A 24,518-nucleotide genomic window follows, 5' to 3' on the forward strand; every position below is an offset into this window, starting at 1 on the left:
GTATGCCGTGCTGCCACCGCGCCTCACGCCGCCCGCGCAAAGCCGGGCAGCGACGCGAAGCGCGCAAGATGATGATCGACGTCGCCAAGCGTCGTTTCGATGATCGCGAGACGCTTGAACAGGTGCGCCGCCGCGACTTCGTTGGTGACGCCCATGCCGCCGTGCAACTGCACGGCCTGCTGGCCGACGAAGCGCGCCGCCTGCCCCACGCGCACCTTCGCCGCCGAGATGGCGCGACGCCGCTCGTCGGGCGACTCGCTACTGTAACGTGCGGCGGCGAGGTACGTGAGCGAACGAGCCTGCTCCGCGTGGATCAGCATCTCCGCCATGCGGTGCTGCAATGCCTGGAAGCGCGCGATCGGCACGCCGAACTGCTGGCGCGTCTTCGTGTATTCGACGCTCGCATGGTTGAGCGCGTCCATCGCGCCCACCGCCTCCGCGCACAGCAGGAAGGTGGCGTAGTCCGCGATCTTCTCCCACGTGGCGGCGCCGGTGTGCGCGTCGCCCAGACGGCGCGCGTGCGCGTCCCTGAACGTGAGCGTCGCGGCGCGCTGACCGTCGATCGTGCGGTAGTCGCTCACCTCGACGCCCTTCGTGTCGCGAGCGACGATGAAGAGCGCCACCTCGCCAGCCAGCCGCGCCGGCACGATCCAGTAGTCGGCCTGGGCGCCGTGCTGCACGACCGACTTCGTGCCGGAGAGCGCAAAGCCGTCGCCGGTTTCCTGCGCCTGCGTATCGAGCGAGAACAGGTCGTAGCGCGCCTGCGGTTCGTGGAACGCGGCGGCGAGCTTGACCTCGCCCGAGGCGACCCGTTCGAGCAGCGCCGCGTTTTCCGCGTTGGAGGCACCGGCGAGCTTGAGCGCTTCGACGCCCACGGCGCTCGCCCAGTACGGCTCCACGACCAGCGCGCGGCCCAACTCCTGCATGACCACGAGCATGTCGAACGGCGTGCCGTCGAAACCGCCCTGCTCCGAAGGCACCGGCAAGGCCGTGAGGCCGAGTTCGACGAACGCCTTCCAGTGCTCGCTCGACACGCCCGCGGGCGACTTCACGATCGCCTGGCGTGCTTCGAAGCCGTAGTTCTTGTCGAGATAGCGACGCAGCGCGTCGGCGAGTTGCTGTTGTTCTTCGGTGAAATTGAAGTTCATTGCGCCGCTCCTCAAATCCCCAGGATCATCTGCGAGATGATGTTCTTCTGGATTTCGTTCGACCCGCCGTAGATCGACGTCTTGCGATAGTTGAAGTAGTACGCCGCGAGCGGTGCCGCGTCGTCGTCGCCGCCTGCCGCGTGGGCGCGCTCACCTTCCAGGAAGGCCGGATCGAACGGCGCCGCAAGCGGGCCGACCGCATCGACCATCAACTCGGTCAGCGCCTGCTGGATCTCGGTGCCCTTGATCTTGAGCATCGACGCCTCGGGGCCGGGGCCGCGCCCGTTGGACGCGCTCGCGATCACGCGCTCGGCCGTGACTTCCAGCGCCATCAACTCGATTTCGACGGCCGCCACGCGCGCGGCGAACACGGGATCGTCGAGCAGCGGCTTGCCGTTCTTCTTCTGCTTGAGCGCGACGCCCTTGAGGAAGGCGAGTTCGCGGTTCGAGGCGCCCACCCGGGCGATGCCCGTGCGCTCATGGCCGAGCAGATACTTCGCGTAGGTCCAGCCGCGGTTCTCCTCGCCGACGAGATTCTCGACGGGCACCTTGACGTCCTCGAAGAATACTTCGTTGACCTCATGGTCTTCGTCGAGCGTGATGATCGGGCGCACGGTGATGCCGGGCGTCTTCATGTCGACGAGGATGAACGAGATGCCTTCCTGCTTCTTCGCTGCCGGATCGGTGCGCACGAGGCAGAACATCATGTCGGCGTGCTGGCCGAGCGTGGTCCAGGTTTTCTGGCCGTTGACGACGTAGTGGTCGCCCTCGCCGCTTTTGACAAGCACGGCGCGGGTGCGCAGCGAGGCGAGATCGGAACCGGAGCCCGGCTCCGAATAGCCCTGGCACCACCAGTCCTCACCGGACAGGATGCGCGGCAGATAGCGACGCTTTTGGGCCTCGTTGCCGTACTTCATGAGCACGGGCGCGACCATCGAAACGCCGAACGGCAGCACCATCGGCGCGCCAATGCGGCCGCACTCGGCGTCCCAGATATGGCGTTGCGTTTCGCTCCAGCCGGGGCCGCCCCATTCCACGGGCCACGCGGGCGCGGACCAGCCCTTCTTGCCGAGCAGCTTGTGCCAGCTGGCAATGTCGTCGCGCGTGAGGCGTTTGTGGTTGAGAACCTTGTCGCGCATCGCTTGAGGCAGGTTAGCCTCGAGCCAGGCGCGGATTTCGGCGCGAAACGCGTCGTCGGCGGGGGTGTAGTCCAGATCCATGCGCAGTGTCTCCTGGCCGCGGCCGGTGCGGATCGAACCCGCGCCGCGGCGAAGACCCGCGTGACGTTATTGCAGCGGACCCTTCAGCGCGGCCGGAACCGGCAGCGGCATCACATCGATGCCTTCTTCGACGAGAGCTTGCGCATCTTCCGCGGAAGCGACTCCACGGATGTTGCGCGACGGCGCTTCGTTATAGTGAATGCGCCGCGCCTCCTCGGCGAAACGGTCGCCTACGTTCTCCGTCTTCTCGAGGACCTCGCGTATCACTCGCATCGCATGCGCCTGCCACTGCTCCGCCTGATCGCGAGGCGACGCCTTGGGCGTTTCGCTCGCGCCGGAGAGGTTCAGCCGGGGCGCGGACGGCACGCGGGTCACATGGGTGGCGCCGCACATCGGACATTCGACCAGCTTGCGGGACAGTTGCGACTCGAAGTCGTCAACCGATGCGAACCAGCCTTCAAACCGGTGGCCGTCTGGACACTGTAAATCGAGGACCTTCATGGGAATCGAGGCTTGCGTTGAGTGTAGCGCAAAACGTAAATTTGTGAACGACCGTTCGAAAAAAATCTTGCGGCCAACCACCACGGATTATCGCGGGCGATCGATTGTAGCTCCGCTGGCACGGGCGCGCTGAAGGTGCTTCGGCTTCCGCCTTGCTCCATACGGTTGCCTCAATGAAAAACGGCGGCCACGCGGGCCGCCGTCTACCGGGAAATCGATGCACGCCGCGCGTGTCAGCCCTGCTCCGGCTGCGCGAGCGGCCATGCGCCCGAGAGCGCCTTTTCGAGCCAGAACGTGCCAATGATCGTTTTCACGTCGGTGATCTTGCCCGTGCGGACCCATTCGAGCAATTCGGGAACCGTCGCCGTGAAGGTTTCGAGAAACTCGCCGTCATCGAGCTGCGCCGCGCCCGCCGTCAGGCCGCGCGCCAGATAGATGTCGATGAACTCAGTCGAGTACGAGATCACAGGGTGGATCTGCGTGAGATAGATATACTCGCGCGCCGTGTAGCCCGTCTCCTCCTTCAGTTCGCGGATCGCGCAAGCGAGCGCACCCTCCTGCGGGTCGAGCTTGCCGGCCGGGAACTCCGTCATCACGCGCGCGAGCGGATAGCGGTACTGGCGCTCCATCAGCACGCGCCCATCGTCGAACAACGGAATCACCATCACCGCGCCGGGATGCTGAACGAACTCGCGCGTGGCGTGCTTGCCGTCCGGCAGGGCCACGGTGTCGCGCTTGAGGGTCAGAAAGTTGCCCGCGTAAAGTGTCGTGCTTTCCACGCACGTCTCGGCGAGCGCCGGATCGTGTTGATGATGTTCAGCCATGTTCAGCCTCGTGGGTGCTCAAGAAGTCGGGAAATTGCGGGCGCGCCGCTTGAACGGGATTCGATCGAACGCCGCGCGCCGGCCGTCAGGCCGGGCCGCGCGCGTCACGCCGTGCGGCGTTTGACGAGATATTGCCAGGTGAAGCCGGGAAACGCGAACACGACAAAAAGACTGAAGGTGATCGCGTAGAACTGCCAGCCCTGGTCAAAGCGGTTGCCGGCGCGCGCTTCCAGCAGGAAGCCGAACGCACCGACCACACAATACAGCACGATCATTTCAGCGATGCGAATCCACGCACTCTTCTTCGGTGCGCGAAGCGGTACGACGCCGAACAATCGCTGGTTGAGGAACGGCAGGTTGGCGCCCGCGAGCGCCAACAGCACGATAAACCAGCCCGCTGCCGACATCAGAGCGGCAACGTATGCGAAACGGCCTGCAAGCAGAGCGACATCAGCGGGCCCGGAATGATGCCGAGCACGAGCACCGCCACGCCGTTGAGCGTGAGCAGCGCACGGTTGCATGCGTGGCTCTCGATCGGCGCGGTGTCCTGCGGCGCGTCGAAGTACATCAGCTTGACGATACGCAGGTAGTAGAACGCGCCGAACAGCGACGTGATCACGGCGAGCACGGCAAGCCACGTGAGGCCCGCGTTCATGGTCGCTTCGAGCACGGCGAGCTTCGCATAGAAGCCGACGGTCGGCGGAATGCCGGCGAGCGAGAACATCATGAGCATCATGACGAACGCGAACACCGGGCTGCGCTGGTTCAGGCCCTTGAAGTCGTCGATCGTTTCCGCCTCGAAGTCGCGGCGGGTCAGCAGCATGACGACGCCGAACGCGCCGAGCGTCGTGATCAGGTAGACGATGCTGTAGAACATGGCCGAGCTGTACGCGCTGGCCGCGCCCGTCGCCTTGTTGTCGACGATGCCGGCGAGCAGGCCGAGCAGCACGAAGCCCATGTTCGAAATGGCCGAGTACGCGAGCATCCGCTTGACGTTACGCTGCACGATACCCGTGATGTTGCCGACGATCATCGACAGCGCCGCGAGGATGATCAACATTTCCTGCCAGTCCACGGCCAGCGGCAGCAGACCCATCACGAGGAAGCGCACGGCCCAGGCGAATGCCGCGACCTTCGGGCCGCCGCCGGTGAGCAGCGTCATGGCCGTGGGCGCGCCTTGATAGACGTCGGGCACCCACATGTGGAACGGCACCGCGCCCATCTTGAACGCCACGCCCGCGACGATGAACACCACGCCGAACAGCAGGACGATATCGTTGATGTGACCGGAGGCGACGGCCTTGAACACTTCGTTCAGTTCGAGCGCACCGGTCGCACCGTACAGCATCGAGATGCCATAGAGCAGGAAGCCGGAAGCCAGCGCACCGAGCACGTAGTACTTCATCGCCGCTTCGTTCGACTGCGCCGCATCACGACGCAGTGCGATGACCGCGTAGAGCGAAAGCGACATCAGCTCGAGGCCGAGGTACAGCGTGAGGAAGTTGTTGCCCGAGATCATGCAGATCTGGCCAAGCAGCGAGAACATGCCAAGCAGGAAGAACTCGCCCCGGAACATGTCGCGGTCTTCGAGGTACTTGCGCGAGTACACGATCGACACGGCGTAGCCGAGCGTGACCACGGACTTCATCGCGCTGGCGAACGGGTCGACCACGTACATGCGCGTGAAGTAGTAGTGCACTTGCGGATCGAACGCGTTCACCGCAAACCAGATGCCGGCCACGACCGTAGTCAGCAGCGCGATGAAATAGGTCGTGCGACGGCCCGAAGGGCCGGAGAACGTGTCGTTAATCCACGCGACGACGAGGCCGGTCATCACCAGGGCGTCGGGTAGCAGAGCGTTCAAAGGGGCGTTTGGCATGATCTTTTGTTCCTCCGCTCGGTATTACTGTGACAGCGGCAGTTTCGACACTGCGACGTGGGAGAGGAGGTTTTCCACGGAAACGTGCATCACATCGGTAAAGGGCTTCGGGTAGATGCCCATGAAAAGCGTAAACAGCGCGAGCACCGCAAGAATGAAGTATTCGCGACAGTTGATGTCCTTCAGCTCGCGAACATGATCGTTCGCGATGGCGCCGAAGTACACCCGCTTGTACATCCACAACGTATAGGCCGCGCCCAGGATCAGCGTGAACGCCGCCCCGAATGCGATCCAGAAGTTGAACTTCACAGCCGCCAGGATCACCATGAATTCGCCGACGAATCCCGAGGTGCCCGGCAGGCCGCAGTTGGCCATCGCGAACAACATGGCCAGCGCGGCGAACTTCGGCATGGTGTTGACCACACCGCCGTAGTCGGCGATATCGCGCGTGTGCATGCGGTCATACAGCACCCCGATGCACAGGAACATGGCGCCCGAGACGAAGCCGTGCGAGATCATCTGGATCAGCGCGCCCTCCACGGCCAGCTGGCTCGACGGGCCGAACATAAAGAAGCCGAGCGTGACGAAGCCCATGTGGGCAATCGACGAGTACGCGACCAGCTTCTTCATGTCCGCCTGCACCATCGCCACGAGACCGATGTAGATCACGGCGATCAGCGACAGCGTGATGATGACCGGCGCCAGGTAGTGGCTCGCATCCGGGGCGACCGGCAGCGAGAAACGCAGGAAACCGTATGCGCCGAGCTTCAGCATGATGGCGGCCAGCACGACCGAGCCGCCCGTAGGCGCTTCCACGTGCGCGTCCGGCAACCACGTGTGGACCGGCCACATCGGCACCTTGACGGCGAAGGCGAAGAAGAACGCGATGAACAGCAGGATCTGCGGCGTCATTGCAATCTTCGCATCCTGCCAGGTGGCGAGATCGAAGGTCCCCGTGATGCGGTACAGGTACAGCAACGCAACCAGCATGAGCAGCGAGCCGGCCAGCGTGTAAAGAAAGAACTTGAACGCGGCGTACACGCGGTTCGGGCCGCCCCACACGCCGATGATGATGTACATCGGAATGAGCGTGGCTTCGAAGAACACGTAGAACAGCAGACCGTCGGCGGCGCAGAACACGCCGATCATCAAACCGGACAGGATGAGGAACGCCGAGTAGTACTGCGCGACGTTCTTCGTAATGACCTGCCAGCCCGCGATCACGACGATCACGGTGATGAGCGCCGTGAGCACCACGAACCACATCGCAATGCCGTCGACGCCCAGGTGATACGAAATATTGAACCGCTCGATCCAGACCGACTTCTCTTCGAACTGAAGAGAAGCCGTGGTCGTATCAAAACCCGCAACGAGCGGAAGGGTGACGAGGAAACTAAGCACCGAACCGATGAGTGCGAGCCAGCGGTCCGCACTCGGGTTCCGACGGGAACCCACTACAAGAACGATGATGCCGAATACGATCGGCATCCAGATCGCAATACTGAGAATCGGAGTTGCGTGCATGCGTTTCCTCGCCTTATTTGCCGCTGAGCGTTACAAACAGGGTAAGGAGGCCAAGCATGCCAATAATCATGGCAAATGCGTAGTGATAGATATAGCCGGATTGCAGGAAACGAATGACAGTTGCAAACCAGCCGATAAACTTGGCGCTCCCGTTCACGACGCCGTCGATCACGACGACATCGCCCTCCTTCCACAGACCGCGACCGATAGCGACCGCTCCGCGAGCGAAGACGATTTCGTTGATCTTGTCGAGGTAATACGCGTTAGACAGCAGCTTGTAGACCGGCGAGAACGTGCGCGACACCACGGCCGGCAGTTCCGGGCGCTTCATGTAGAAGAACCACGCCACCACCACACCCGCGAGTGCGAGCCATACCGGCAGACCCGAGAACGCATGCGCGCCCATCGCGGCCCAGCCCTGGAACTCCTTGCCCATTTCCGCGAGCGCTTCGTGGTTCTCGCCAATGAAGATGACGTTCTGGAACGCCACGCCATTGGAGAAGAAGTTGCCGAAGAGCAGCGGCTGGATCGCGAACGCACCGGCGATCACCGAAGGAATCGCGAGCAGGACGAGCGGCACCCAGATCACCCACGGCGACTCGTGCGGCACGTGTGCGTGGTGATCGTCGTGGCCGTGACCATGACCGTTGTGAGCCGAATGCGCGGCTTCGATGCCCATCGGCGACTCGGGATGCTTCGGACCGCGGAAGCGCTCTTCACCGTGGAACACGAGGAAGTACATGCGGAACGAGTACAGCGCCGTGACGAACACGCTGGCCACGACGGCAAAGTAGGCGAAGCCCGAACCCGGCAGGTGCGAGAGCTTCACGGCGTCGATGATCGAGTCCTTCGAGTAGAAGCCCGAGAAGAACGGCGTGCCGATCAGCGCGAGCGAACCGACGAGCGACGTGATCCACGTAATGGGCATGTACTTGCGCAGGCCGCCCATGTTGCGCATGTCCTGGTCGTGGTGCATGCCGATGATGACCGAACCCGCGCCGAGGAACAGCAGCGCCTTGAAGAACGCGTGCGTCATCAGGTGGAAGATCGCGACCGGGTAGGCCGAGACGCCGAGCGCCACCGTCATGTAGCCGAGCTGCGACAGCGTGGAATACGCGACCACGCGCTTGATGTCGTTCTGGACGATGCCGAGGAAGCCCATGAAGAGCGCGGTAATGGCGCCGATCACGACGATGAACGAGAGCGCCGCTTCCGAAAGCTCGAACAGCGGCGACATGCGCGCGACCATGAAGATACCGGCCGTCACCATGGTTGCCGCGTGGATCAGTGCGGAGATCGGCGTCGGGCCTTCCATCGAATCGGGCAGCCACACGTGCAGCGGGAACTGCGCCGACTTACCCATCGCGCCGATGAAGAGGCAGATACACGCAACGGTGAGCAGGTTCCACGAGGTGCCCGGGAACGTCAGCGCGGCGATTTCGTGGCCCTTCGCGAACACGTCGTTGTAGTTCAGCGAGCCGCCGTACGCGAGCAGCAGACCGATGCCGAGCAGGAAGCCGAAATCGCCCACGCGGTTCACGAGGAACGCCTTCATGTTCGCGTAGATGGCGCTTTCACGCTTGAAGTAGAAGCCGATCAGCAGGTACGAGACGAGACCCACCGCTTCCCAGCCGAAGAACAGCTGCAAGAAGTTGTTGCTCATCACGAGCATCAGCATCGAGAACGTGAACAGCGCGATGTACGAGAAGAAGCGCTGGTAGCCCTCTTCTTCCGCCATATAGCCGATCGTGTAGATGTGCACCATCAGCGACACGAAGGTCACGATGACCATCATGAGCGCCGTCAACGAGTCGATGAGGAAGCCGACTTCGAACTTCAGGCCGCCAACCGACATCCATTCGTAGACCGTTGCGTTGAAGCTCGCGCCGCCCATCACGTCGAGCAACGTGATGCACGAAAGCACGAACGCAATCGCTACGCCCAGAATGGTCACCGTATGCGCGCCCGCGCGCCCGACCGTCTTGCCGAACAAACCGGCAATGAGAGATCCGGCGAGTGGCGCCAGCGGGATCGCCAGCAATAAGGATTCGTTGAGTGTTGTTGCCATAGCAGCCTGCCTTAGCCTTTGAGCTGATCGAGGTCCTCGACGTTGATCGTGTCGAGGCTGCGGAACAGAGTCACAAGAATAGCCAGACCAATCGCGGCTTCCGCTGCCGCAACAGTTAGCACGAAGAACACGAAAATCTGTCCGTGAACGTCACCGAGATAATGCGAGAACGCGACGAAATTCGTGTTCACCGCCAACAGCATCAGCTCAATCGCCATCAGGATGATGATGACGTTGCGCCGATTGAGAAAAATGCCAACGATCGAGATCGCAAAGAGGATCGCGCCGAGGACGAGGTAATGGGCCAGTGTCAGCATGGTTCGCTCCTTCGCGCTTAGCTCTTCGTTGCCGGTGCAGCCGGTGCGGCGGGCGCCGCGGGTGCAGCGCCGGCTTCGGCTTGCGCCGGTTCCGCCGGCTCCGGCACTTCCACGACGGCCTGCATCTTCACGAGGCGCACGCGGTCCTGGCGACGCACGCTGACCTGCTTCGACACGTCCTGGCGCTTCGAGTCCTTCGGCTCGCGCACGGTCAGCGCGATGGCCGCGACGATCGCCACCAGCAGCACGAGGCCGGCGACTTCGAAGGCGAAGATGTAGTCGGTATAGATGATCTTGCCGATCAGGTGCGCGTTCGAGATCGCGGCGGCGGCAGCCGGCGTGGTGTCGGGCACCGGCGTGCTCGTCGCACCGTAGCCGTGCCACAGGATCAGCGCGGTTTCGATCACGATGATCGCGCCCACGATGGTCGCCACCGGGATGAAGCGCTTGAAGTCGCGGCTCAACACGTCGATGTTGATATCCAGCATCATCACCACGAACAGGAACAGCACCATCACCGCGCCCACATAGACGAGCACCAGCAGGATCGCGAGGAATTCGGCCTCGAGCAGCATCCAGATCGCGGCCGCGTTGAAGAACGCGAGCACGAGGAAGAGCGCAGACGAGACAGGATTGCGCGAGGTGATCACCTTCAGCCCTGACAGCGTGAGCAGCAGCGCGAAGATGTAAAACAGGACGGTCGTGAATTCCATGATTACTGGTTCATCGTTGAGGCCTTCGTGAGGCGGATTGCGCGGCGCAAACTGGCGGCCAGACCAGTGAGCGTCGCGCCGCGGCGGTCAGGCTGAGGTCATGCGCGGCCCATCTGGCACACGCGCTCCCAACAGCCGGCCCGAACCGCGGGCCGATGCAGCGTCAAACTGAAAGATCAACGGTACGGTGCATCCGCTGCCTTGTTCGCCGCGATCTGCGTTTCATAGCGATCGCCAACGGCCAGCAGCATATCCTTCGTGAAATACAGGTCGCCGCGCTTCTCGCCGTGATACTCGAGAATGTGCGTTTCGACGATCGAGTCGACCGGGCAGCTCTCTTCGCAGAAACCGCAGAAGATGCACTTGGTCAGGTCGATGTCGTAACGCGTCGTGCGGCGCGTGTTGTCCTCGCGCACTTCCGATTCGATCGTGATCGCGAGCGCGGGGCACACGGCCTCGCACAGCTTGCACGCGATGCAGCGCTCTTCGCCATTTTCATAGCGGCGCAGCGCGTGCAAACCGCGAAAACGCGGGGAAATGGGCGTCTTTTCTTCCGGGAACTGCACGGTGAACTTGCGCTTGAAGGCGTAACGCCCCGTCAGCGCGAGCCCCTTGAGCAGCTCGGTCAGAAAAAACGTCTTGAAGAAGCTTTGGATAGCGTTCATGGTTGTGTTCGCCCCTTATTTCCAGATGCTCAACGGCGACATGTACCAGAAGCCGACCACGATCAGCCACACGATGCACACCGGAATGAACACCTTCCAGCCCAGACGCATGATCTGGTCATAGCGATAGCGCGGGAACGTCGCGCGGGCCCAGATGAAGACCGACAGCAGGCAGAAGACCTTCAGCACCAGCCAGAACACGCCCGGGATGAAGTCGAGGAACCCGAACGGGGCGCTCCAGCCGCCAAGGAACAGCACCGAGGCAAGCGCCGAGATCACGATCATGTTGATGTACTCGGCGAGGAAGAACAGCGCGAACGCCATACCCGAGTAATCGACCATGTGACCCGCGACGATTTCCGACTCCCCTTCCACCACGTCGAACGGGTGACGGTTCGTTTCGGCAATGCCCGAGATGAAGTAGACGACGAACATCGGCAGCAGCGGCAGCCAGTTCCACGAGAGGAACGTGATGCCCCAGTTCGCGAACATGCCGCGCATCTGGCCTTCAACGATCACGGAAAGATTCAGGCTGCCCGACACCATCAGCACGACGACAAGCGCGAAGCCCATCGAAATTTCGTACGACACCATCTGCGCCGCGGCGCGCATCGCGCCGAGGAACGCGTACTTCGAGTTCGAGGCCCAACCCGCCAGAATCACACCGTACACGCCGATCGACGAGATCGCCATCGCGTAGAGCAGACCCGCGTTGATGTCGCCGAGCACCGCGCCCGCCTGGAACGGAATCACCGCCCAGACCGCGAAGGCCGGCACCACCACCATGATCGGCGCGACCATGTAGATCCAGCGGCTCGCCTGCGCGGGCTGGATGACTTCCTTGAGGAGCAGCTTCAGCACGTCGGCGATCGGCTGCAAGAGACCGGCGGGACCGACGCGGTTCGGACCGAGACGCACGTGCATCCAGCCGATCAGCTTGCGCTCCCACAGGATCAGGTACGCGACGCACAGCAGGATCACCACCGCGACGACGAGAATGCGCACCAGCGCCCACACGGTGGGCCAGGCCACGCCGAGCAGCTGGCTGCCGCCCGCATTGATCGTATCGAACAAGCTCATTTACGCCTTCTCCACCAGCAGTTCACCGAACAGGCTGCCGAGTTGCGCACCGGCCGGCGTCGCCGCCGACACGCGCACCACCGTCGGCGCAAGATTCGCATCGCGCGTTGCCGGCGCGCTCACCGAGAGTTCGCCCTGGCGCACGCGCACGGCGTCGCCTTCCTTCAGCCCGAGTTCGTCGAAATACGCGGCGGGCAGGCCGACGGCGTTCGCCACGCGGGCGGCCATCGTGAGTTGCAGCGCTTCGCCGCGGCGCACGATCGGGTCGGCGTGATAGATGGGCACGTCGGCAATACGCTCGAAGCGGCCTGCGGCTGCCTTGGCGAGGCTGCCGCGGGCGATCGTGGCGCTCGCCTTGTTCGACAGGCGGCCTTCGAAGCTGCCGTCGCCAAGCGCCTTGCGGCGCACTTCTTCGGCGGTGTCGTATTCGAAGCCGGGGGCGCCGAGCAGCGTGCCCAGCACGCGCAGGACCTTCCATGCCGGACGCGCTTCGCCGAGCGGGCGCACGACGCCGTTGAAGGTCTGAGCCGTGCCTTCGGCGTTGACGAAGGTGCCCGACGTTTCCGTGAACGGCGCGATCGGCAGCAGCACGTCCGCGTAGTCGAGGCCCGTCTTGTACGGCGAGAACACGGCGACCATTTCGGCCTGCGCGAGCGCGGCGCGTGCGGCGGCCGGGTTCGCGGTGTCGAATTCCGGCTCGACGTTGAACAGCAGATAGCCCTTGCGCGGCTGCTCGAACGCTTCGCGCGCATTCAGGCCGTCGCGGCCCGGCAGTGCGCCCGCGAGGTGCGCGCCAACCGTGTTGGCCGCTTCCGTGAGGAAGCCGAGGCTTGCGCCCGTCGTTTCGGCGATGAACTGCGCGGCTGCGTGCAGACGTGAGAATTCCGGATGCTGAACCACGGCGTTGCCGAGCAGCACGAAGCGGCGCTCGCCGCTCGCAAGCGATGCGGCAACCTGTTTCGCGGCTTCGCTGGCCTGTGCGCCCGCGAAGCCTTCCGGCACCGCAACGCCCTTCGCTTCGGCAACCGCCGCCGCGATCGAGGCCAGTTCGTCGAGCCATGCCGAAGGCGCGGCGACGATGCGTTGCGCGTTCGGGATCAGCGAACCGTCGGCGGTCGCGTTCAGGAACGTGACCTGTGCCCCGCCCTTCGCGGCCTGGCGCAGGCGTGCGGCAAACAGCGCGTGATCGCGGCGCAGGAACGAGCCGATCACGAACGCCGAGTCGGCGTACGAAAGGTCGGCGATCTTCGTGCCGAGCCACGGCGCGCCTTCCAGCGGCGCGGAGAAGTCGCTCTGACGCAGGCGGAAGTCGACATTCGGCGTGCCGATCGCGTCTGCGAACTGCTTCGCGAGATAGAGTTCTTCGGTCGTGCTGTGCGGGCTCGCGAGCAGCGCGAGCTGGCTCTCGCCGTGTTCGTCGCTAATGCCCTTGATGCCCTTCACGACGTAGTCGAGCGCGGTCTGCCAGTCGGTTTCCACCCACTGGCCGCCCTGCTTGATCATCGGGCGCGTGAGACGGTCTTCGGCGTTCAGGCCTTCGTACGAGAAACGGTCCTTGTCCGAGATCCAGCATTCGTTGATGGATTCGTTCTCGAACGGCAGCACGCGCATCACGCGGTTGTTCTTCACCTGCACGACGAGGTTCGCACCCGTTGCGTCGTGCGGGCTCACCGACTTGCGGCGCGACAGTTCCCACGTACGCGCCGAGAAGCGGAACGGCTTGCTCGTGAGCGCGCCGACCGGGCACAGGTCGATCATGTTGCCCGAGAGCTCCGAGTCGACCGTCTTGCCGACGAACGAGGTGATTTCCGAGTGCTCGCCGCGACCGAGCATGCCGAGCTCCATCACGCCGGCGATTTCGTCGCCGAAGCGCACACAGCGCGTGCAGTGGATGCAGCGCGACATCTCTTCCATTGAGATGAGCGGACCGACGTTCTTGTGGAACACCACGCGCTTTTCTTCGCTGTAGCGCGAAGCGGACTTGCCGTAACCGACGGCCAGATCCTGAAGCTGGCATTCGCCGCCCTGATCGCAGATCGGGCAGTCGAGCGGGTGGTTGATCAGCAGGAATTCCATCACGGCTTGCTGACCCTGCACGGCCTTGTCCGACATGGTGCGCACGACCATGCCTTGCGACACCGGCGTCGCGCACGCGGGCACGGCCTTCGGCATCTTCTCGACATCGACGAGACACATCCGGCAGTTGGCCGCGATCGACAGCTTCTTGTGATAGCAGAAGTGCGGAATGTACGTGTCCACCCGCTGCGCAGCCTGGATCACCATGCTGCCCTCGGGCACATGCACCTTCTTGCCGTCTATTTCAAGTTCAACCATGATGGTTAATCGTCCCTAACCTGTTACCGCTCAATTTCACAGCGGCATTCCCCGTCACATCGCCGTTGCGTCGTGCTACGCGGTTCGCACACAACGCGCTGTCCTTCGCCCTTTAGGCAGCCACCGTTTCCGAGGCCGCGTGCGAGCCGGCATGACCGCCGACGAGACAACGCTTGTTGTGCACGTGATATTCGAATTCGTCCCAATAGTGCTTGAGCATGCCGCGCACCGGCATGGCCGCCGCGTCGCCCAGCGCGCAGATCGTACGGCCCATGATGTTGCCCGCCACCGAATTCAGCAGGTCCAGGTCTTCCTGGCGGCCCTCGCCGTGCTCGATGCGGTTCACCACGCGATACAGCCAGCCCGTGCCTTCGCGGCACGGCGTGCACTGGCCGCACGACTCTTCGTAGTAGAAGTACGAGAGACGCAGCAGCGAGCGCACCATGCAGCGCGTTTCGTCCATGACGATGACCGCGCCCGAGCCGAGCATCGAGCCCTGCTTGGCGATGGAGTCATAGTCCATGTCCGTCTGCATCATCAGGTCGCCCGGAATGACCGGCGCCGACGAGCCGCCCGGAATCACGGCCTTCAGTTTCTTGCCGCCGCGCACGCCGCCTGCGAGCTCCATGAGCTTCGCGAACGGGGTGCCGAGCGGAATCTCGTAGTTGCCCGGACGCTCCACGTCGCCCGACACCGAGAAAATCTTCGTGCCGCCGTTGTTCGGCTTGCCGAGTTCCATGTACGTCTGCGGACCCACGGTCAGCAGGAACGGCACCGCGGCGAACGTTTCGGTGTTGTTGATCGTGGTGGGCTTGCCGTACACGCCGAAGCTCGCCGGGAACGGCGGCTTGAAGCGCGGCTGGCCCTTCTTGCCTTCGAGCGACTCGAGCAGCGCGGTTTCCTCGCCGCAGATGTACGCGCCATAGCCATGGTGAGCGTGCAACTGGAACGAGAAGTCCGTGCCGAGAATGTTGTCGCCGAGGTAACCCGCCTGGCGCGCTTCTTCCAGCGCGGCCTCGAAGCGGCGATACACCTCGAAGATTTCGCCGTGGATGTAGTTGTAGCCCACGGTGATGCCCATGGCGTACGCGCCGATGGCCATGCCTTCGATCACGCTATGCGGATTCCAGCGCAGGATGTCGCGGTCCTTGAACGTGCCCGGCTCGCCCTCGTCCGAGTTGCAGACGAGATACTTCTGGCCCGGGAACTGACGCGGCATGAAGCTCCACTTCAGGCCGGTCGGAAAGCCCGCGCCGCCTCGGCCGCGCAGGCCGCCGGCCTTCACGTCGGCGATCACCTGCTCGGGCGGAATCTTTTCTTCGAGGATACGGCGCAGCTGCTTGTAGCCGCCGCGCGCGACGTAGTCTTCGAGATGCCAGTTCTCGCCGTTCAGGCCCGCGAGAATCAGGGGTTTGATGTGACGGTCGTGCAACGAAGTCATTTCGAAAGCTCCTCGAGCAGCTGGTCGATCTTCTCGCGGCTCATGAAGCTGCACATGCGGTGATTGTTCACGAGCATCACCGGTGCGTCGCCGCACGCGCCCATGCACTCACCTTCCTTCAAGGTGAACTTGCCATCGGGCGTGGTTTCGCCGAAGTCGATACCGAGCTTCTGCTTCAGGTAGTCGGCGGCGCTCTCCGAGCCGCCATCCGGGCCGAGCTGGCACGGCAGATTCGTGCAGAGCGTGATCTTGTGCTTGCCGACCGGCTTCGTCTCGAACATCGTGTAGAACGTGGCGACTTCCTGGACCGCGACAGGCGGCATGCCGATGTAGTCGGCCACGAACTGCATGATTTCGGGGGACAGCCAGCCCTGCTCTTCTTGAGCCACGGCCAAAGCCGCCATCACGGCGGACTGTCGCTGATCGGCGGGGTACTTCGTCAACGCGCGATCGATTTCTTTCAGGCCTTCAGCTGAGATCATTTTCAGACACGACTCTTTCAATTCCTACCGTTTCAATTCCCGCCAGACAAACCCCTGCCGCGCGTTGCGCATTCCTGCTCGCTGCGACAGTCCTGGCGTTCCCGGTATTTCGCCGTGCGCTCCGCTCCTGCGAAGCGCGCCGGCAGCTTGCTACCTAGCGGTCGATTTCACCGAACACGATGTCCTGCGTACCGATGATCGTGACCGCGTCGGCGATCATGTGGCCGCGCGCCATTTCATCGAGCGCGGACAAATGGGCATAACCCGGCGCACGGATCTTCAGACGATAAGGCTTGTTCGCGCCATCTGACACCAGGTAGATGCCGAATTCACCCTTCGGATGTTCGACGGCAGCATATGCCTCGCCTTCGGGCACATGGAAGCCTTCCGTGAAGAGCTTGAAGTGGTGAATCAGCTCTTCCATGTTCGACTTCATGTTCACGCGCGAAGGCGGCGCAACCTTGTGATTGTCGACCATCACCGGACCCGGATTCTTGCGCAGCCACTCAATGCACTGTTTCGCAATACGGGTGGACTGGCGCATTTCCTCGACGCGCACAAGATAACGGTCGTAGCAGTCGCCGTTCACGCCCACCGGAATGTCGAAGTCCATCTGGTCGTAGACTTCGTACGGCTGCTTCTTGCGCAGATCCCACTCGATGCCCGAACCGCGCAGCATCGCGCCCGTGAGGCCGAGTTGCATGGCGCGCTCGGGGCTCACCACGCCGATGCCGACAAGACGCTGCTTCCAGATCCGGTTGTCGGTGAGGAGCGTTTCGTACTCGTCGACGCAACCCGGGAAGCGCGTGAAGAAGTCGTCGATGAAGTCCAGCAGCGAACCCTGGCGCGCCTCGTTCATGCGGGCGAGCGCCTTCTCGTTGTGGATCTTCGAAGCCTTGTATTGCGGCATCGCGTCGGGCAGATCGCGGTACACACCGCCCGGACGGTAGTAGGCCGCGTGCATGCGCGCGCCCGACACCGCCTCGTACACGTCCATGAGGTCCTCGCGCTCGCGGAACGCGTAGAGGAACACCGCCATCGCGCCGACGTCGAGCGCGTGCGAGCCGATCCACATCAGGTGGTTCAGCACGCGCGTGACTTCGTCGAACAGCACGCGGATGTACTTCGCGCGGACCGGCACTTCGATGCCGAGCAGCTTTTCGATGGCCATCACATAGCCGTGCTCGTTGACCATCATCGACACGTAGTCGAGACGGTCCATGTACGGCACCGACTGGATGAACGTCTTGTTCTCGGCGAGCTTTTCCGTCGCGCGATGCAGCAGCCCGATGTGCGGATCGGCGCGCTGGATCACTTCGCCGTCGAGCTCGAGCACGAGGCGCAGCACACCGTGCGCTGCCGGGTGCTGCGGGCCGAAGTTGAGCGTGTAGTTCTTGATCTCTGACATGCGACCCTCTTAGTGTTTCCTCAGACCACCGTAGCGATCCTCACGGATCACACGCGGCGTGATCTCGCGCGGCTCGATCGTGACCGGCTGGTAGACCACGCGCTTCTGCTCCGGGTCGTAACGCATTTCGACGTAACCCGAGATCGGGAAGTCCTTGCGGAACGGGTGTCCGATGAAGCCATAGTCGGTCAGGATGCGGCGCAGGTCGGGGTGGCCTTCGAAGACGATGCCGAAGAGGTCGAACGCCTCGCGCTCGTACCAGTTCGCCGAACTCCAGATCTCGACGACCGAAGGCACGATGGGCACATCGTCGTCAGGGCCGAACACCCGCAGGCGCAGGCGCCAGTTGTTCGTGAGGGAGAGCAGTTGCGACACGGCCGCGAAACGCGGGCCTTCCCATGCGCCGTCGCCGTAGGTCTGATAGTCGACGCCGCACAGGTCGATCAATTGCTCGAAGCGCAGCGAGGGGTTGTCGCGCAGCTCCTTGGCCACGCCGAGGTACTCACCCGCCTTGACGACCAGCGTCAGCTCGCCAAGTGCCTCGGTGAGGCTGACGATGCGCGCGCCAAGGGCCGCTTCGAGGTTCGCTTTCAGGGTCTCGAGTTTGCTTGCCATATTGTGGGGAGGCCGCGGCCTTTATTGACGGGCGATGGTGCTGGTGCGGCGAATCTTCGCCTGCAACTGGATCACCCCGTAGACCAGGGCTTCCGCTGTCGGCGGGCAACCCGGCACATAGACATCGACCGGCACGATGCGATCACACCCGCGCACGACCGAATACGAATAGTGGTAGTAGCCGCCGCCGTTGGCGCACGACCCCATCGAAATGACCCAGCGCGGCTCGGCCATCTGGTCGTAGACCTTGCGCAGCGCGGGCGCCATCTTGTTGCACAGCGTGCCGGCGACGATCATGACGTCCGACTGGCGCGGGCTCGGGCGGAACACCACGCCGAAACGGTCGAGGTCGTAGCGGGCCGCGCCCGCGTGCATCATCTCGACCGCGCAACACGCCAGACCGAACGTCATCGGCCACAGCGAGCCAGTGCGCGTCCAGTTGATCAGCTTGTCAGCCGTGGTGGTGACAAACCCTTCCTTCAAGACCCCTTCGATACTCATGTGCTTTCCACTCCAGACGGACAGCCCACAGTTTCCCCGCAGTGCCGCCCATGCTATCCGGCGATTAACCCATTATTCCCAGTCGAGACCGCCCTTCTTCCAGATGTAGGCAAAGCCCAGCAGGAATTCGAGCAGAAACAGCATCATCGACAGGAAACCGGGCCAGCCGATGTCGCGCAGGGCCACACCCCACGGAAACAGGAATGCCGTTTCGAGGTCGAAGATGATGAAAAGGATGGCGACCAGGTAGTAGCGTACGTCGAACTTCATGCGCGCGTCTTCGAATGCTTCGAAGCCGCACTCGTACGGCGAATTTTTTTCGCTGTTTGGCCGGTTGGGACCGAGGACCTTGCCAATTGTCACTAGCGCTATGCCCAGACCGAGACCTACGAGGAGGAATAGAAGGACGGGGTAATAGGCAGCGAGGTTCAAGGCTATCCTCTATATCGGTTGGTTCTGAGGTTCCGCAGGAACTTGCATCGCTCCGCGGGAATCACTTCACGTACTTCGCGCTGCGAACAGAAAACGAACACGACGTAAGAAGCAAAAATGCCAGCCGAAGCTGAAGCAAGCGGCTGGCATTTTTTAGATAACATTGGTGCCGACGGCGAGACTCGAACTCGCACAGCTTTCGCCACTACCCCCTCAAGATAGCGTGTCTACCAATTTCACCACGTCGGCACTACATGCAATCCGGGACAACAAATTCTTGTAACCCGCGAATCGCTTCAAGACTTAAATTCTAACTTGTTTCCGTTCTTTGTTCAACGCACAAAAACAAGTTTTTCAGAATTATTTCGGTACATCGTTGCCCGGGTTCGAGGCTGCTGCAACCGGAGAAGCCGCCGCCGGAGCAGATGCCGCGGGTGCCGAAGCAACCGGAGCCGAGGCCACGACAGGGGCTGGTGCCGCAGCGCCAAGCACGCCCGCCGAAGGCTTCGCATGATACGACCCCAGGTAGGTTAATGCAAGGGTCGACACGAAAAACACCGTTGCGAGAACGGCAGTAGTCCGCGAAAGAAAGTTCGCGGAACCGCTCGCGCCGAACAGGCTGCCCGAGGCGCCGCTGCCGAAAGCCGCGCCCATGTCCGCGCCTTTGCCGTGTTGCAGCAATACGAGGCCGATCACCCCGAGCGCCGACAGAAGCTGGACGACGATAATCAACGTTTTCAAATACAGCATCACACTCACCTGAGTCCTGGTTGAGCGCCCGCCCCTGGCCGAGGCAAACGCATAAGCAGCCCGCACGACGCGCTCTATCCCGAGCGAGCCGTGCGCAAGCCTTTAGCCCGCAACGCTGGCGCCCGCCGCAGCGGCCGCGCAGATCGCGAGGAAATCCCCTTCTTTCAGCGATGCACCGCCGATCAGGCCACCGTCGATATCGGCCTGACGGAAGAGCTCCGCCGCATTTTCCGGCTTCACGCTGCCGCCGTAGAGCAGCGGCACGTCCGTCACCTGGGCGCCCTTGGCCGCAAGACGCCCGCGCAGGAACGCGTGTACCTGCTGAGCCTGCTCCGAGGTCGCGCTCTTGCCCGTGCCGATCGCCCAGACGGGCTCATAGGCGACGACGATGCGCGCCGCCTCGTCGGCCGACAACACCGCCAGCGCCGCGTCGAGTTGTGCGCCAACCACGCGCTCGGTCGCACCCGACTCGCGCTCCTCGAGCGTTTCGCCTACGCAGACGATGGGCGTGATGCCTGCCGCGAGCGCGCGTTGCGCCTTCTGCGCGACGAGTTCGGAGCTTTCGCCATGGTAAGCGCGGCGCTCCGAGTGACCAACGATCGCAAAAGCGGCTTCGAAGTCGGCGACCATGCCCGCCGCGATTTCGCCCGTGTACGCGCCCTGCTCGTGCGCGGACACGTCCTGCGCGCCCCACAGGACCCGGCTGCCGCCGAGCAGCGCCTGCGCCTGCGCCAGGTAGACAGACGGTACGCACACGCCTACGCGCACGTCCGCGGGCAGCGCCTGCGCGCCGCGCGCGACGCCTTCGAGCAATGCCGCATTGGCCGCGAGGCGGCCGTGCATCTTCCAGTTACCGACTACGAGCTTCGATCGTTGTTTCGTCATTGTTCCGGTTGCTGTTAAAAGCGGACGCAAAACACATAATTTTACTGCGTGAAATCCAGGCGGGTCAAACCACACCGTCCGCGAGGCGCAAAAAATACCCGAAAAAATCCCGAATAATCAAGCACGAACCGCGGGGAACCGGCGCAAGCCGCTCGCGCCGGGCCGCGATCAGCGCTGGACTCAGGCCGCGCTGCTCCAATCGAGCACGATCTTGCCGATATGCTCGCTGCTTTCCATCAGCGCATGGGCCTCGGCAGCCTGCGTCGCGGGGAACACGCGGAACACGACGGGTTTGATGCGGCCCTCTTCGATCAGGGGCCAGACCGTCGTCTTCAGTTCCTGCGCGATCTGCGCCTTGAACTCGACGGAACGCGCGCGCAGCGTCGAGCCGGTGACCGTCAGGCGGCGACGCAGGATCTCGCCCATGTTCAACTCAGCCTTCGAGCCGCCCAGCGTCGCGATCAGCACGATACGGCCGCCGGTAGCCAGCGCCGACAGTTCGCGCGACACATAGCCGCCCGCCACCATGTCGAGAATCACGTCCACGCCGCGATCATTCGTGAGCGCCTTGACGACCTCCACGAAATCGCCGGTGCGATAGTTGATGGCGCGATCGGCGCCTAGCGCCTCGCAGGCGCGGCACTTGTCGTCGGAACCTGCGGTCGCGAACACGCGAAAGCCGAGCGCATGCGCGATCTGGATGGCCGTCACGCCAATGCCGCTCGACCCGCCCTGCACGAGCAGCGTTTCGTTCTCGCCGCCCTCGCCCTTGCCGAGATAGGCGCGCTGGAACACGTTGCTCCAGACCGTGAAGAAGGTTTCGGGCAGCGACGCCGCCTCGACGTCCGTGAGCCCCTTCGGCACGGGCAGACACTGCCCGAGCGGCGCGACCGCGTATTCGGCGTAGCCGCCGCCCGCGATCAGCGCGCACACGCGGTCGCCGATCTTCAGGCCGAACGGATTGTTCTTTTCGTCGACCGTGCCGCCGACGATCTCGCCCGCCACTTCGAGGCCCGGCAGGTCGGAAATACCCGGCGGCGGCGCGTACGAACCCTTGCGCTGGAACACGTCGGGACGGTTCACACCCGAGGCGCCCACCTTGATCAGCACCTCGCCCGCCTTCGGCTCGGGGGTCGGCCGCTCGGCCAGCTTGAGCACGTCCGGCGCACCGAATTCGGTAATCTCGACTGCCTTCATGTCACCTCTCCTCAGAGCTCCGCGCCCCTGTCTGGATGGCGCTGCGCACGCGACATGATCGACGCGTGCGCAAGGCCATTCACCCTCATTGTCATAAAAAACGGCCGGCGCGTTCTGCACGCTGCCGGCCGTTGGAGCTTACCGCTTTACTCCTGCGGTTCGCCCTGCGGTGCGCCGCTGGCTTGCTCGTTGAGCAGCGCCTTGGCGGACAGGCGCACGCGGCCCTTCTCGTCCGTCTGGATGACCTTGACCTTCACGACCTGGCCTTCCTTCAGATAGTCGTTGATGTCCTTGATGCGCTCGTTGGCGATCTCGGAGATGTGCAGCAGACCATCCTTGCCCGGCAGCAGGTTCACGATCGCGCCGAAGTCCAGCAGCTTGAGGACGGCGCCTTCGTACACCTGGCCCACTTCGATTTCGGCCGTGATGTTCTCGATGCGCTTCTTCGCTTCGGCCATGCCTTCGCTCGACGTCGAAGCGATCGTCACGACGCCGTCGTCGGAGATGTCGATCGTCGTGCCGGTTTCTTCCGTCAGCGCGCGGATCACCGAACCGCCCTTGCCGATCACGTCGCGGATCTTTTCCGGGTTGATCTTGATGGTGATCATGCGCGGAGCGTAAGCCGACAGCTCCGTGTTCACGCCCGACACCGCCGAGGTCATCTTGCCGAGGATGTGCATACGGCCTTCCTTCGCTTGCGCGAGGGCGACCTGCATGATTTCCTTGGTGATGCCCTGGATCTTGATGTCCATCTGGAGCGCGGTCACGCCGGCTTCCGTACCGGCAACCTTGAAGTCCATGTCGCCGAGGTGATCTTCGTCGCCGAGGATGTCGGTCAGCACGGCGAACTTGTTGCCTTCGAGGATCAGGCCCATCGCGATGCCGGCGACGTGCGCCTTCATCGGCACGCCTGCGTCCATCAGCGCGAGGCAGCCGCCGCACACCGAAGCCATCGACGACGAACCGTTCGATTCGGTGATTTCCGACACCACGCGGATCGAGTAACCGAACTCTTCGGCGCTCGGCAGGCACGCGACGAGCGCGCGCTTCGCGAGACGGCCGTGGCCGATTTCACGGCGCTTGGGCGAGCCAACACGGCCCGTTTCGCCGGTCGCGAACGGGGGCATGTTGTAGTGGAGCATGAAGCGGTCGCGGTATTCGCCTTCAAGCGCGTCGATGATCTGCTCGTCGCCCTTGGTGCCGAGCGTCGCCACAACCAGCGCCTGCGTTTCGCCGCGCGTGAAGAGCGCCGAACCGTGGGTACGCGGCAGCACGCCCGTGCGGATTTCGATCGGGCGAACCGTGCGCGTGTCGCGGCCGTCGATGCGCGGCTCGCCGTTCAGGATCTGCGAGCGGACGATCTTCGCTTCGAGGTCGAACATGACGTTGCCGACCGTGGCCTTGTCGGCCGCCGTCGTGCCGGCCGCAGCCGCTTCTTCTTCGAGCTTGGCCGACGTGGCTGCGTAGACTTCCTTCAGCTTGGTCGAACGCTGTTGCTTGTCGCGCAACTGGTACGCGGCGAGCAGGTTGTCGTTGGCGATGGCCGTGACGCGCGCGATGAGCGCTTCGTCCTTCGGCGCCGGCGTCCAGTCCCACTCGGGCTTGCCGCCGTCACGAACCAGTTCGTGGATGGCGTCGATAGCCGTTTGCATCTGCTCGTGGCCGAACACGACCGCGCCGAGCATCACGTCTTCCGGCAGCTGGTCGGCTTCCGATTCCACCATCAGCACAGCGCGCTCGGTACCGGCCACGACGAGGTCGAGGCGCGATTCCTTGATCTGCGCGCGCGTGGGGTTCAGCACGTATTCGTTGTTGATGTAGGCCACGCGTGCGGCGCCAACCGGGCCGTTGAACGGCAGACCCGAGATCGCCAGCGCAGCCGACGCGCCGATCAGCGCGGGGATGTCAGCCGGGACTTCCGGGTTGATCGACAGGACGTGGATCACGACCTGGACTTCGTTGTAATAGCCTTCCGGGAAGAGCGGACGCAGCGGGCGGTCGATCAGGCGCGAGATCAGCGTTTCGCCTTCCGACGGACGGCCTTCGCGGCGGAAGAAGCCACCGGGGATCTTGCCGGCCGAATAGGTCTTTTCGATGTAGTCGACGGTGAGCGGGAAGAAGTCCTGGCCCGGCTTGGCGGTCTTCGCGCCGACGACGGTCGCGAGCACGACGGTGTCTTCGACGTCGACGATGACGGCACCGCTCGCCTGACGGGCGATCTCACCGGTTTCGAGGCGCACATTGTGCTGGCCCCATTTGAATTCCTTCACGACTTTATTGAACATGGTCATGGTCACTCACTCCTTACTCATTTGTTATGCGGCGCCCGCACACGCGGGCGCTGCGGCAAGACAGGCTCCGGCACCGCACAGGTAGAGGAGTGTTATGCCATTCCAGCGGGTCGCGACCTTGCGACACAGGCGCGCACGATCCGCTGGAATGACACAAAGCTCTGCCTCGAGGCCCGGCCCTGCTGCTTGTACTGCTGATGCTGCGTGGTGATGCTGTGTGTTTTGACCCGGCGCGCAGCGCGT

At 63.3% G+C, this 24,518-nt stretch carries 23 protein-coding genes and 1 tRNA gene; all 24 read right to left on the minus strand.

Translation table 11 applies throughout. The features are described 5' to 3' along the window. Nucleotides 1–23: 23 nt before the first annotated feature. Entirely contained in the window at nucleotides 24–1,148 is a 1,125-nt protein-coding gene (locus C7401_RS25700; protein WP_112174252.1) for an acyl-CoA dehydrogenase family protein, read from the minus strand. A gap of 11 nt (nucleotides 1,149–1,159) precedes the next feature. Next, the gene (locus C7401_RS25705) at nucleotides 1,160–2,368 is read right to left on the minus strand and encodes an acyl-CoA dehydrogenase family protein (RefSeq protein ID WP_112174253.1); all 1,209 of its coding nucleotides are present in this window, start codon (nucleotides 2,366–2,368) and stop codon (nucleotides 1,160–1,162) included. Between the two features lie 66 nt (nucleotides 2,369–2,434). Continuing rightward, nucleotides 2,435–2,869: a DUF1178 family protein gene (locus C7401_RS25710; RefSeq protein WP_112174254.1), complete on the minus strand. Its 435-nt coding sequence runs from the start codon at nucleotides 2,867–2,869 to the stop codon at nucleotides 2,435–2,437. A 233-nt stretch (nucleotides 2,870–3,102) separates the two neighbouring features. After that, entirely contained in the window at nucleotides 3,103–3,693 is a 591-nt protein-coding gene (locus C7401_RS25715) for an NUDIX domain-containing protein (protein ID WP_112174255.1), read from the minus strand. Between the two features lie 104 nt (nucleotides 3,694–3,797). Continuing rightward, nucleotides 3,798–4,100: a DUF2818 family protein gene (locus C7401_RS25720; protein WP_112174256.1), complete on the minus strand. Its 303-nt coding sequence runs from the start codon at nucleotides 4,098–4,100 to the stop codon at nucleotides 3,798–3,800. Continuing rightward, a complete protein-coding gene (gene nuoN, locus C7401_RS25725) occupies nucleotides 4,100–5,572 on the minus strand; it encodes an NADH-quinone oxidoreductase subunit NuoN (protein ID WP_112174257.1) in 1,473 nt (490 codons plus the stop codon). Before nuoN ends, C7401_RS25720 begins: the two co-directional genes overlap by 1 nt. A 24-nt stretch (nucleotides 5,573–5,596) precedes the next feature. Next, nucleotides 5,597–7,096, minus strand: coding sequence for an NADH-quinone oxidoreductase subunit M (locus C7401_RS25730; protein ID WP_112174258.1), 1,500 nt, complete (start codon nucleotides 7,094–7,096; stop codon nucleotides 5,597–5,599). 13 nt (nucleotides 7,097–7,109) lie between these two features. After that, nucleotides 7,110–9,164 carry an NADH-quinone oxidoreductase subunit L gene (gene nuoL, locus C7401_RS25735; protein ID WP_112174259.1) on the minus strand — a complete coding sequence of 685 codons (2,055 nt, stop codon included), beginning with the start codon at nucleotides 9,162–9,164 and terminating at the stop codon, nucleotides 7,110–7,112. Between the two features lie 11 nt (nucleotides 9,165–9,175). Beyond that, nucleotides 9,176–9,481, minus strand: a complete 306-nt coding sequence (nuoK, locus tag C7401_RS25740; RefSeq protein WP_006052894.1) for an NADH-quinone oxidoreductase subunit NuoK — start codon at nucleotides 9,479–9,481, stop codon at nucleotides 9,176–9,178. 17 nt (nucleotides 9,482–9,498) lie between these two features. After that, on the minus strand, nucleotides 9,499–10,194 hold the full coding sequence (locus tag C7401_RS25745; protein WP_112174260.1) for an NADH-quinone oxidoreductase subunit J: 696 nt from the start codon (nucleotides 10,192–10,194) through the stop codon (nucleotides 9,499–9,501). A 176-nt stretch (nucleotides 10,195–10,370) separates the two neighbouring features. Next, nucleotides 10,371–10,859: an NADH-quinone oxidoreductase subunit NuoI gene (gene nuoI / locus C7401_RS25750; RefSeq protein ID WP_112174261.1), complete on the minus strand. Its 489-nt coding sequence runs from the start codon at nucleotides 10,857–10,859 to the stop codon at nucleotides 10,371–10,373. A gap of 15 nt (nucleotides 10,860–10,874) precedes the next feature. Continuing rightward, nucleotides 10,875–11,939, minus strand: a complete 1,065-nt coding sequence (gene nuoH, locus C7401_RS25755) for an NADH-quinone oxidoreductase subunit NuoH (protein WP_112174262.1) — start codon at nucleotides 11,937–11,939, stop codon at nucleotides 10,875–10,877. Then, nucleotides 11,940–14,273, minus strand: a complete 2,334-nt coding sequence (gene nuoG / locus C7401_RS25760) for an NADH-quinone oxidoreductase subunit NuoG (protein ID WP_112174263.1) — start codon at nucleotides 14,271–14,273, stop codon at nucleotides 11,940–11,942. It lies immediately after the preceding gene. A gap of 112 nt (nucleotides 14,274–14,385) precedes the next feature. Continuing rightward, nucleotides 14,386–15,714: an NADH-quinone oxidoreductase subunit NuoF gene (gene nuoF / locus C7401_RS25765; RefSeq protein ID WP_112174264.1), complete on the minus strand. Its 1,329-nt coding sequence runs from the start codon at nucleotides 15,712–15,714 to the stop codon at nucleotides 14,386–14,388. Beyond that, on the minus strand, nucleotides 15,711–16,196 hold the full coding sequence (nuoE, locus tag C7401_RS25770; protein ID WP_112174265.1) for an NADH-quinone oxidoreductase subunit NuoE: 486 nt from the start codon (nucleotides 16,194–16,196) through the stop codon (nucleotides 15,711–15,713). The genes nuoF and nuoE overlap by 4 nt, the downstream gene beginning before the upstream one ends. A gap of 154 nt (nucleotides 16,197–16,350) precedes the next feature. Next, nucleotides 16,351–17,604 (minus strand): NADH-quinone oxidoreductase subunit D, encoded by a 1,254-nt coding sequence (locus C7401_RS25775; protein ID WP_112174266.1) that lies wholly within the window; start codon nucleotides 17,602–17,604, stop codon nucleotides 16,351–16,353. Nucleotides 17,605–17,613: 9 nt separating this feature from the next. Then, entirely contained in the window at nucleotides 17,614–18,219 is a 606-nt protein-coding gene (locus C7401_RS25780) for an NADH-quinone oxidoreductase subunit C (RefSeq protein WP_112174267.1), read from the minus strand. 21 nt (nucleotides 18,220–18,240) lie between these two features. Continuing rightward, nucleotides 18,241–18,720, minus strand: a complete 480-nt coding sequence (locus C7401_RS25785) for a NuoB/complex I 20 kDa subunit family protein (protein WP_027819582.1) — start codon at nucleotides 18,718–18,720, stop codon at nucleotides 18,241–18,243. 72 nt (nucleotides 18,721–18,792) lie between these two features. Beyond that, complete coding sequence (locus C7401_RS25790; protein WP_112174268.1) at nucleotides 18,793–19,152, minus strand: NADH-quinone oxidoreductase subunit A; 360 nt, start codon at nucleotides 19,150–19,152, stop codon at nucleotides 18,793–18,795. Nucleotides 19,153–19,316: 164 nt separating this feature from the next. Further along, nucleotides 19,317–19,401 (minus strand) — tRNA-Leu (locus C7401_RS25795). Between the two features lie 111 nt (nucleotides 19,402–19,512). Continuing rightward, a complete protein-coding gene (gene secG, locus C7401_RS25800; protein WP_112174269.1) occupies nucleotides 19,513–19,902 on the minus strand; it encodes a preprotein translocase subunit SecG in 390 nt (129 codons plus the stop codon). A 102-nt stretch (nucleotides 19,903–20,004) separates the two neighbouring features. Next, entirely contained in the window at nucleotides 20,005–20,787 is a 783-nt protein-coding gene (gene tpiA / locus C7401_RS25805) for a triose-phosphate isomerase (protein ID WP_112174270.1), read from the minus strand. A 180-nt stretch (nucleotides 20,788–20,967) separates the two neighbouring features. After that, nucleotides 20,968–21,984, minus strand: coding sequence for an NAD(P)H-quinone oxidoreductase (locus C7401_RS25810; RefSeq protein ID WP_112174271.1), 1,017 nt, complete (start codon nucleotides 21,982–21,984; stop codon nucleotides 20,968–20,970). 146 nt (nucleotides 21,985–22,130) lie between these two features. Then, nucleotides 22,131–24,275: a polyribonucleotide nucleotidyltransferase gene (gene pnp / locus C7401_RS25815; protein WP_112174272.1), complete on the minus strand. Its 2,145-nt coding sequence runs from the start codon at nucleotides 24,273–24,275 to the stop codon at nucleotides 22,131–22,133. Nucleotides 24,276–24,518 lie beyond the last annotated feature (243 nt).

This window comes from Paraburkholderia unamae (genome assembly GCF_003268775.1).
GTDB lineage: Bacteria > Pseudomonadota > Gammaproteobacteria > Burkholderiales > Burkholderiaceae > Paraburkholderia > Paraburkholderia unamae.